The sequence below is a fragment of the Mycobacterium kyogaense genome, from assembly GCF_036946525.1.
Classification (GTDB): Bacteria; Actinomycetota; Actinomycetes; order Mycobacteriales; family Mycobacteriaceae; genus Mycobacterium; species Mycobacterium kyogaense_A.
In genome coordinates this window covers 24,298-30,938 of record NZ_JAQIIY010000040.1, presented here as the reverse complement: position 1 = coordinate 30,938, position 6,641 = coordinate 24,298, and the positions used below count along the sequence as shown (strand labels likewise).

4 protein-coding genes and 3 pseudogenes are annotated in these 6,641 nt (G+C 68.8%); 1 reads left to right on the top strand and 6 read right to left on the bottom strand.

Annotated features, from left to right (window positions below):
• From PGN37_RS26170 to PGN37_RS26145, 6 genes and pseudogenes are all read right to left on the bottom strand, one after another.
• Nucleotides 1-254: pseudogene (locus PGN37_RS26170) on the bottom strand (DUF445 domain-containing protein); the annotation flags it as partial.
• A 10-nt stretch (nt 255-264) separates the two neighbouring features.
• Nucleotides 265-1,026, bottom strand: a complete 762-nt coding sequence (locus PGN37_RS26165) for an Abi-alpha family protein (RefSeq protein WP_335333878.1) — start codon at nt 1,024-1,026, stop codon at nt 265-267.
• Between the two features lie 244 nt (nt 1,027-1,270).
• Nucleotides 1,271-2,234, bottom strand: a pseudogene (locus tag PGN37_RS26160) (Gfo/Idh/MocA family protein).
• The gene (locus PGN37_RS26155; RefSeq protein ID WP_335333877.1) at nt 2,231-3,103 is read right to left on the bottom strand and encodes a sugar phosphate isomerase/epimerase family protein; all 873 of its coding nucleotides are present in this window, start codon (nt 3,101-3,103) and stop codon (nt 2,231-2,233) included. The pseudogene PGN37_RS26160 and the gene PGN37_RS26155 overlap by 4 nt, the downstream one beginning before the upstream one ends.
• Nucleotides 3,100-4,116: a Gfo/Idh/MocA family protein gene (locus tag PGN37_RS26150; RefSeq protein ID WP_335333876.1), complete on the bottom strand. Its 1,017-nt coding sequence runs from the start codon at nt 4,114-4,116 to the stop codon at nt 3,100-3,102. Before PGN37_RS26150 ends, PGN37_RS26155 begins: the two co-directional genes overlap by 4 nt.
• Nucleotides 4,113-5,268, bottom strand: a pseudogene (locus PGN37_RS26145) (phytanoyl-CoA dioxygenase family protein). Before PGN37_RS26145 ends, PGN37_RS26150 begins: the two are co-directional and overlap by 4 nt.
• A gap of 109 nt (nt 5,269-5,377) precedes the next feature.
• On the opposite strand from PGN37_RS26145, the gene PGN37_RS26140 reads away from it, so the two are divergent.
• The gene (locus tag PGN37_RS26140; RefSeq protein WP_335333875.1) at nt 5,378-6,382 is read left to right on the top strand and encodes a LacI family DNA-binding transcriptional regulator; all 1,005 of its coding nucleotides are present in this window, start codon (nt 5,378-5,380) and stop codon (nt 6,380-6,382) included.
• Nucleotides 6,383-6,641 lie beyond the last annotated feature (259 nt).

Sequence of the window (6,641 nt, the reverse complement as noted above, 5' to 3'; positions counted from 1 at the left end):
AGCAGATTCGAGGTCAGAAGGTGAATGGTGGTCGAGCCGACCTTGCCCGCGCGACGGGGCACGATCCCCTGCCAGCCGAAGACCCCCCAACCCTTGAAATCAAGCGGTCGGTACAGCATCTCGACCGCGACCAGTTTGGTGCTCCAGCCCACGAACGCGGCGATGAGCGGCATGGACAGGTAGATCCACCAGTACGTGGAGACATCGGTGGTGATCTCGCTCCAACTGGCGATCGCCTGATACGTGCTCGTCATCTCCGGCACATCACCGGCCATTGCCGGTGGCAGCAGTCCAGAACTCGGCGCCCAACGCGGACAGGGTCAGGGTCGAGCGCTCCACCTTGGCCGGAATGGGCCCACGGGCGCCGTTCTTGATCGCCGCCAGCACCGCGGTCTCGGCCATCAACAACTCGTAGTCCGTCTCCAGGTCGCGGTCCTCCGGCCCGATGTCGACCAGCCCCAGCGACAGCAGGTGACTGACGTACTGCGGCACCATCTCCGGCAGCGCGACGTTGGCAGTCCGGCCGATCAGTGACGCGTTCTGCAGCACAGGGCGTGATGTCGCCCGTGACTGCCCCCAGACCGACACGGTGACGACAGGCGACCGCGACCCGTCGGACAGGGCGCCGAGGATGCGGGCCTCGTCAGGGACCAGTTGGTCGAGGAGCCGGTGGAAGATCTCGATCCGGCTGCCTCGGGTGTTCTGGTCGAGAGCGCGTTCCAGCAGATCGCTGAGCTTGCCGCCGAGGGAATCCGGGGCAGTCTCCGCGGTGTCGTCCGATGTGCCCGTGTCGATGTCGGCTGTCTGCGCCGGCGGGGCCGCGTCGGTTCCGTCGAGTGCGTCGAGGCCGTGCCGGAGGGCGTCGACGATCTGCTTCTCGGTCCAGCTGTAGACGTCGAGTCCGACGCGGGCCGCGCTGACGGCCGTGGCTGAACAGCTCCCGAGGGTCGTACGGCTTGGGCATAGGGAGAAGGTAGTCGTACCGCACAGCGCTGACCTCAGCGTTGCCAAAAGCTGGTCGGTCAACATTCACACGATCGACACCGTTTCGCCGCTCGCTGCGGCGGGCCTGTGTCGTCTGGCCGCGGCACAATGGTCGTCATGGACAGGGAATTCGAGCGCCGGCGATGGTCCCGGCGTGGCGTGACCCGCTGTCGGCCGGATGGCGAGCGCACCGCGGCCTCCTGATGCTTCGCCTGCGATGGCACGAGCGGCGGGCAGCCAGCGTGACGCAGTCCGTCGGCGACTGACCCAGGATCGCCGACGTCGGTCAGCGCGGAGCCATGCCCGCCGCCCGGTAGGTGTCGTCGATCAGAGCCATGTTCGCCACCGCGTCGGCGGCGTCCAGCGGGAGCGCTTCACCGCGTTCGACGTGGGCGGCGAACGCTTCCAGCTGGTAGGTGTAGGACGCGCGGGTGCCCAGGTGCTCCACGGTTTCGCCGTCGGCGGTCGTGATGGTCAACCGGTCGTCGCGGCGGGGGTTGATGAAATCGTGCACGAACACCTCGCCGCGCGACCCGATGATCCGGAGGGTGAACGAGTACTCGTCGTCGACCATCGAGTTGGTCGTGAGTCCCGTTGCACCCGAGTCGAACTCGAATTCGGCGTCGAATCGCTCGTCCACACCGGGGGTGGCGCTGGACCGCCGTCGCCGACACGACGCGTAGCGAGCCGAAGCGGCGCAAGATGTGCAGCGCGTAACAGCCCAGGTCCATCAGTGCCCCGCCGGCCATGTCGAGTGACCAGCGCGGGTCCTCGGCTGCCGGCTCGGGCATGCCCATCGCGACCTCGAGGCGCGTGAGCTCACCGATGGTGCCGTCACCGGCCACCTCGCGCGCCCGGTGCATCACGGGATGGAACAGGTAGTGAAAACCCTCCATGACCGTGACGCCGGCGGCGTCGGCTGCCGCCGCGACGCGGGCCGCCTCGACACGATCTCGGGCGAACGGCTTCTCGGTGAGCACCGGCTTTCCCGCATCGACCGCGGCCAGGTTCCACGGCGCGTGCAGCGCATTCGCCAGCGGGTTGTAGATCACGTCGACCTCGGGATAGTCGATCACCTCCTGATAGGACGCGACGACCCGCTCGACGCCGAATCGGTCGGCGAAAGCCTGCGCCCGCAACGGGTCCCGAGCTGCGACAGCAACCAGGCGGTGACCGAGCTCGCGCGCGGGGCCGACAATCGCGTTCTCGGCGATCCTCGATGCGCCGAGAACGCCGATGCGCAGGCTCACGCCGAGACGCCCTCGGCCGCTCCCGTCACGAAGGCCACGCTGGCACGGACGTCGGCGAGCGGTCCGTCACCGTCAGGTTCCCCGGCCAGAATGGTGTCCTGCTCCATCACGTACCACCCGTCGAAGCCGCTGTCCTGCAACGCCGTCACGATCCCGGCGATGTCGACATCGCCCTGCCCCAGCGGCACGTACATCCCGGCGGCGACCGCGTCGGTGTAGGTGAGCTCGCCAGACTGCACTCGTGCCGCCAGGGCGGCGTCGACGTCCTTGAGATGGCAGTGCTGGATCCGCGCGGGGACCTGGCGAGCCAGCTGCAGCGGATCCGTGCCGCCGATCAGCAGGTGACCGGTGTCCAGGCACAGCGGGATACGCGAGCCGGCGAGAACGCGATCGACCTCGGCGCGATTCTCGACCATCGTGCCCACGTGGGGATGGAGCACCGCCGTCAGGCCGCGTTCCGCGACGACCTCGGCGAGCCGGTCCAGGTTGGTCAGCAGCGTCTCCCACTGCCGATCCGAGAGCTCCGGCCGGCTGTCGTATCCGTCGGCGCCTGTGGCCGCCGCGAGCACCACCACGCCCGCCCCGGCGGCCACCAGAGAATCGAGGGGTGCGGTGAGATCGTCGACTGGGTCGTGGGTCTCGTCGAACAACACCACGGGCACGAAACCGCCCACACACTGCAGACCGAACCGATCGAGTGTCGCGACCAGATCCGCGGTCTCGGTGGGCAGGAAGCCCTCCGGCCCGAGTTCGGTCGCGGTCAGACCGGCACTCGCCATCTCCGCGAGCACCCGCTCCGGCTCCAGTTGATGGCCCCAGCCCGGTACCTCACACACGCCCCAGGAGATCGGGGCTCCCGCGAGTTTCACTGCTGTGCCTCCTTTTTCACCGTGTCGATGGACACCGGAACGCCGCGCCGCAGCGATTCGGTCGCCGCCTCCGCGATCCACGCGACCTCGACCGCGTCGGCGACGGTGGCGCCTCGGATCGGGGCGCCGCCGACGACATCGACGAACGCGCCGAGCTCGGCCCGGAAGGCCTGGGTGAACCGGTCCATGAAGAAGTGGTGCGCCTGACCGGTCGGGAACGCGGTGCCCGGATCGCCGTTGACGACCGGCGCGCCTTCGTCCCACCCGGCGACCATGGTGTCGTCGAAACCGTGCACCTCGAGCCGGCAGTCGTACCCGCGCCCGTTGTACCGGGCAGCGGAGACCACGCCGAGGGCGCCCCCGTCGAACCGCACGGTGACGGCCGCGGTGTCGACGTCGCCGTACTCGGCGAACAGCGGGTCACCCTGGACGCTGCCGGTGGCGTACACCTCGACGACCTCTTGGCCGGTGACCCAGCGGATCGCGTCGAAATCGTGGACGGCGCAGTCCCGGAAGATGCCTCCGGACCCTCGGATGTAGTCCATCGGCGGAGGCGCGGGGTCCATCGTGGTGCTGCGGACCGTGTGCAGGCGCCCCAGCGAGCCGCCGTCGACGGCCTGCTTGACCGCCGCGAATGCGGCGTCGAAGCGGCGCTGGTAACCCACCTGGACGGGCACGCCGGAGCCGGCGATGATGCCGGCGACGCGGGCGCTCTCCGCCGCGGTGGACGCGATCGGCTTCTCGCAGAAGGTCGGCAGGCCCGCCTCGACCGCGGCCAGCGCCAGTTCGGCATGCGCCGGTGTCGCGGCCGCGACCACGACGCCGTCCACCCCGGAGGACAACAGCGCCGCCACCGAATCTGCCGGTGTGGCGCCGTATTTGGTGGCCACCTCGGCGACGACATGGGGCCGCTCGTCGGTGACGACGAGGCGTTCCACAGTCGGGAGGTTCGTCAAGGTCTCGGCGTGGAAGCCGCCGATACGGCCGAGGCCGATCAAGCCCAGGGTGGTCATGGCTTTCTCCGATCGTGGTAGTCGTGCAATGCGGTGTCGAGCTGTTGGTCGGTGAGGTCCTCGTCCAAGGCGCCGGTCAGGATGTCGACCTGGCTGCGCGGCGCCAGCGCGCCGACCGGGGGATCGCTGTCGAGGTTGGTGGGGAAGGCGTAGCCCTCGGCGGTGGCGATCACGACGTTGCGCAGCTCGTGCTCGGGCCGGCCGGCGGCGCGCATCCCGCGTAGCACCGGGTACACCGCGCGCACCATGGCGGTGCGGTCGACGGCCTCCATCGCGCGCCCGAACGGGGAGCTGACCTGGAGCAGATTGGCGATGCGCCGGATGTCGCCCGAAACATTTGCTCCTGCACCGTGATACAGGGCGGGATTGAAGAACACCGCGTCGCCGGTGGCCAGCGGGACCTGGACGTGATGCTGGGCGAAGTAGTCGATGAACTCCGGTCGATGAAACGCGAGGTAGCCGCCGGCGAAGCGCTGGGAGAACGGCAGCAGCATCGTCGGTCCGCTCTCGATCGGCATGTCGCAGTGCGCGACGGCGCCCTGCAGGGTCAATGCCGGCGACATGCGGTGCAGATGGGCCGGATACTGCTCGAGTTGCTCGACGGGGACGAACCCGAGGTGATAGTCGCGGTGTGGAACCTGCGCTGCACCACCGGGATTGACGACGTTGACCTGGGAGGTCACCTGGTAGCGGGGGGCCCAGCCACGCCTGGCACACCAGTGCCAGCGTGTCGTTGGCGTAGTACTCGGCGTACGTATGCGGATCGCGTAGCGCCAGCTTCTGGGCCGCATTCCAGATGCGGTCGTTGGCGCCGGGCGCACCGAAGTGGTCGCCTGCGGTGCGGTCGCCGCGACGCTCGTCGGAGATGATGGCGAAGAAGGCGTCGTTGGTCCGCGCTACCACGTCCCTGCTGAATGCCCCCTCGAACACGACCACCCCGGGCCCGTCGGTGAGCGCGCGGATCACCTCGGCCTGCATCGCGCGCCGATCCGCGGACGTGACGTCGGCCGCGTAGACGAGCACATTGCTGCGCACGTCGCGGGCATGCGGATAGTCGGCCGGATCGGTCTGCTGCTCGACCTGCGCCCGGAACTCGCCGAGGTCGCAGTCCGCCTCGCCGAGCCATGCCGGTGAGTGGAGGGATGTGGCCATGACGGTTAGTCTTGCTGTGATCCGCACCGCAATCAACGGCAAAAACCCATCAAAAACACCTCAGAGGACCTGGCGTGGGGCTCACGCCGGGAGAAACAGGGCCAGGTCGATGGCGCATCGCTACAAGATCCGGGAGATCGCTCAGCAGAGCGGGCTGAGCGAGGCGACTGTCGACCGCGTGCTCAACCGTCGTCCCGGTGTCCGGGAGACCACGATCGCCGAGGTCGACCAGGCGATCGCCGACCTCGACAAGCAACGCGCGCAGCTGCGGCTCAACGGCCGGCGCTACCTCGTCGACGTCGTGATGCAGACCCCGCGCAGGTTCTCCGATGCCTTCCGCGCCGCTGTCGAAGCCGAGCTACCGGCGTTCGCGCCGGCCATGCTGCGGGCCCGCTTCCACCTCTGGGAGGCCGGCTCCACGGCACAGATGGTCGACACCCTGGCCCGTATTCGCGGCAGCCACGGCGTGATCCTCAAGGCGCAGGACGAGCCGCAGGTCTCCGAGGCCGTCGGCCGACTGGTGGATGCGGGCGTCCCGGTGGTGACCTACACGACCGACATACCGGCCAGCGCGCGCAGCGCGTACGTGGGCATCGACAACCACGGAGCCGGCGTCACGGCGGCCTACCTGATGCAGCAGTGGCTGGGGGAGTCGCCGTCGGACGTGCTGATCACCCTCAGTCGCGCCGTGTTCCGCGGCGAGGGGGAGCGAGAGGTCGGCTTCCGGTCGGCGCTGCGCTCATCCGGCCGCGCGATCGTCGAGGTCAGCGGCAGTGACGGCATCGACGCGAGCAACGAGCGGCTGGTGCTCGACGCGCTGGCGGCCAACCCCGGCATCGAGGCGGTCTACTCCGTCGGGGGCGGCAACGTCGCGACCGTGGCGGCCTTCGAGACACTGGGTCGTCCCTGCCGGGTCTTCGTCGCGCACGATCTCGACGCCGACAATCGTCGCCTCCTGGGCGAGGGAAAGCTCTCGGCGGTGCTGCACAACGATCTGCGCGCCGACGCCCGGCTGGCGCTGCGGCTGATCCTGCACGAGCGCGGAGCTTTGCCGGCGGAGATCGCCCGGCCGGTGCCCATCCAGGTCATCACGCCATACAACCTGCCCGCGTAGCGCTAGCTGATCGCTACTGATCGGTAACCTTTTCTAAGAGAGTTCGCGACGCTGGACACGACCCGACAACGTGACGAAAACCACATTCGCGTCCCGTGGCCGCCGCGTCGACAGGGCCTGAACTGGGTGTTCGTCGCGCCGCAACCTGAGTGTCATCTGCGGGCCTGGTATAGGCGCCCCTAAGAGAAGTGCCATAATCGGTACTGCCAGTGACACCAACTTCTTGACGGGTGTCCATTGACGGCGCACCGCACCGGTG